The following is a 3,364-nucleotide window of genomic DNA, read 5'->3' as shown; positions in this document are numbered from 1 at the left end:
ATAAGGTTGTATAGGATGTGGCTGCAAAGTAACAAATTATAGGATATATTCTCTATAAAATCCGGAAAATGAACGTCACGGAAAGGCTTTTTCCCGGGGCAGCCCCGTTACCGGCTTCCGCACATGATGAAAGCAAGAAAGGGGATAGCCTTCCTGTTATCTGCTGTTCAGCTGCACATTTGCCCGTCTGGTTTGTTCTGCATGATCTGCCGGACTTCGGCTGCAGCAGCCGGTTCCGTTTTCAGTATAAAGGCATCATAAAGTTCTGAAAGAACCGGTACGGTCAAAGCTGTTCATCCGGATGAACTTCAGCATTACCGAAACCTTCATAATATTGGGAAATATTTTCTATGAGGCAAAAGTGGAGTTAAAGATCATTATATGCTTATCCGTAAACGATTACGGATGTTAATTTAATTTTAATAAATCGGATTCATGACATTTATCATAAAAGGATAATTGGCATTTATGTTCTGTCCGTTTTCTGCATTTTTTTGATACTTTCGCGGTTTGTACAGAAAAGATGATCAACCCAAGGATAAGAAAAATGCTGGTGCCGGCAATCCTTTGTCTGCCGTTAAGCTTTCAGGCCCAGCGCGCCGTTTCCAAGATCTATTCAGATTTTGGCGGTTTCTGGGAAAGTTCCAGCACCATACAGCCCAACAATCACCATAACCTGCTGGCGTTCCGGTGGGATGCCGACGGGGCAGGTACCGTTTACAGTCCTGTTACCTACAGTACTGGAGTGAACGACAGTAAACTGACGGCCTCCGGAGTGGCATTTCAGGCCGGAACCTTCATTTCCCTGCCGATCTATAATATTCCTGCGCCCGGAAGCAACACTTTTATAGGAGTAGGCAAAATGCTGGGCGGAGACGGCAATGTTTCTCCTTTGCCGGTAAACAACAATATGGTAGAGTACCTTTCAGACGGACTGAACGGGTTAGGTCTCGGATCCGCTATTTTCAATATCCCGCAGGGCTCCAGCATCAGCCTTAACACGATGGGCATCGTACCGGCCTCGATCGGTGACGGCGTGCCTGATCTTATTTTTACCCAGATGGGAAGCCCTTCGGCAGAAAATGACACCTATTATTTTCAGGATATTAACGGAAATATTGTAGGAAATGTCTATTCCGTGGCCTTCAGCAATGTTCCCAGCATAGGCAAGGCATGCTGGAAATTTTATAATGCCAATACCAATCCGCCGACTTATAATGCAGGCGTTTCCAGCAGCTGTGAAAGGGATATCCGCATCCTGGCCGCCGACTGGTCGGAGTTCGGTATCACCAGTACCAATTACAGTAAGGCCATAAAGCTGATCCAGTCCTTTTCCGGGACTTCCGATCTGGCATTCATCGGCGCCTATAACAAGGAGTCCATCACCTTTGCTGCCAGCATTACGGGAAATGTTTTCAATGACCATAATGCAGGGACACCTGACGGAACGGGGATGGGGAACGTTCCGGTAAAGTTCTATAATAATAATGTCGAGATCCTCAGCACGGTAACCAACGCTTCAGGATTTTATTATTTTGACAATATCAATACGAATACTTATCAGGGGCCTTACCGGGTGCAGGTAAGCCCTCCCTCCGGTTACCAGATGGTGGGAAATACTGCGGGAAGCACTTCTCCGAGCCTGAATGTTACCCTCAGCAACAGCAGTTCTACCGGCAATAATTTCGGGATCAACCGGCCGCCGGTTGCGGTGAACGATCACCTTTCGGTCGGTAAGAATGTTCCTAAAGCCATCAGCATCCTGGCAAATGATACCGATCCGGATTCCGGTGCGCTGGTTCCGGCTTCTGTCAATCTGGTTCCGCCGTCAGGCGCATCAGGCATTACTATGGTAAACGGCTTTGTTAAAGGATTCACCATGGCTGGGCAGGGGAGCTGGCAGGTGGATAATACCGGACTGCTGATGTTTTCTCCGGCAACGGATTTTTTCAGTACTGCATCTCCGGTCAGTTATACGGTAAAAGATACTGCAGGGCTCACCAGCAATACGGCTACCCTTACTACCGCAGTGGATTACTGTACGAAGCCGGGGCTTACCGGCACTCCGGACGGATATACGGATCTTGGAATTTCCACGCTTTCCGCACGATACGGAAAATGGCCGCAGGGACCGGGGATTGCCAGCGGAGGTATTCCGAACGGGCACTTGGCACTGGAATCTTCCGCAAAAGGAATGGTAATAACCAGGGTTTCCAATTCAAATGCCATCAGTAACCCTGTAAAGGGAATGGTGATCTATGACCGTGAAGCCCAATGCATCAAACTTTATAACGGAAGCAGCTGGAACTGCATCAAACGCAGCTGCAACGACTGATAAAAAAGGATTTTAATTTATGAAAAACTATATGGCAATGATCTTCCTGGCAGGAAGCATGATAAAAGCACAGGTTGCTATTGGGAAAACTGCCGTCTCAGGCAGCAGCTCCCTGCTGGAGTTTGCCGGTATGACTGCTGGTAACCTTCCCGGCGATACGGAAACCGCCAACTTCCGCGGCATTATTCTGCCGGCCGTTGCAACAACTCCTGTTTTCGGGACAGTGACCCCTGTTTCCGGGAATGCCCAGAACGGCACCTTTCTTTTCGACAGGCTAAGCAAAAAAGTCCGGATGTATGAAAGCGGGAGGTGGGTAGACATGACGGATGAGGCAACATCGGGATCCTTTATTCCTGTAGCAGGCAGTGAGGCCGGTGCAGGCGTGATTATAGGATCAGCAGGCAGCAGTGCTTCCGGTGTACTGGTGCTGGAATCCTCCGACAAAGCATTGGTCCTGCCTCACATTAAAAATCCGCATGCTTCCGTAAAAAGTCCGTACCCGGGCATGATGTGCTACGATACGGTAAGCAATTCCATCGCAGTGTATGACGGAGGCCAGTGGAGCTACTGGAAATAATGTCTTCTCCACCTTTGTTTCAAAGGCCACATCCCCATCCGGATTTTATTTTCACTATATTTGGAATTATTTCAAGCCCATCCATCCATCTCTCTGCTTTTTTCGATAATCAATAATTTGTAACATTATACGCCATATGGGAAAAAAATTTTCTACGGTGAATGGTTGTTGGAAAAATGCCAGGGCGCAGAGGGTTTCTGAATGCAGTGTGGGGAAGGGCGCAAAGATTTTATCGGAGATAAAATTTTGGAATGCAGATGACCATAACGGGAAATGCACTGTAAATCCACTGGCATGATTCAGCAGTATGGATATCGCTCGAAGATTGCGCAGATTTTGCAGATTATTAACAGCATTCTGTCGTAAATGATCTGTACATCTTTGGGAGGTACACCCTATGTTCATCCGGATAATATCTCTTCTTTAAAGCGGCATACAAATTTGACTTGGTC

At 47.5% G+C, this 3,364-nt stretch carries 2 protein-coding genes; both read left to right on the top strand.

What is annotated here, in order from left to right; all coding sequences use genetic code 11:
• The first annotated feature begins 523 nt into the window (after positions 1–523).
• A complete protein-coding gene (locus QZ735_RS18880) occupies positions 524–2,335 on the top strand; it encodes an Ig-like domain-containing protein (RefSeq protein WP_294251984.1) in 1,812 nt (603 codons plus the stop codon).
• Positions 2,336–2,354: 19 nt separating this feature from the next.
• Positions 2,355–2,912: a hypothetical protein gene (locus tag QZ735_RS18875; protein ID WP_294251981.1), complete on the top strand. Its 558-nt coding sequence runs from the start codon at positions 2,355–2,357 to the stop codon at positions 2,910–2,912.
• The last annotated feature ends 452 nt before the right edge of the window (positions 2,913–3,364 follow it).

The sequence above is a fragment of the uncultured Chryseobacterium sp. genome, from assembly GCF_913776365.1.
In the GTDB taxonomy this organism is placed as follows: Bacteria; Bacteroidota; Bacteroidia; order Flavobacteriales; family Weeksellaceae; genus Chryseobacterium.
Note: the sequence above shows the minus strand (reverse complement) of the source record. Positions and strands in the feature narration are given on the sequence as shown.

Coding starts and splice junctions, on each gene's coding strand:
- QZ735_RS18880 (WP_294251984.1), top strand. CDS start 524: ATGATCAACCCAAGGATAAGAAAAATGCTGGTGCCGGCAATCCTTTGT.
- QZ735_RS18875 (WP_294251981.1), top strand. CDS start 2,355: ATGAAAAACTATATGGCAATGATCTTCCTGGCAGGAAGCATGATAAAA.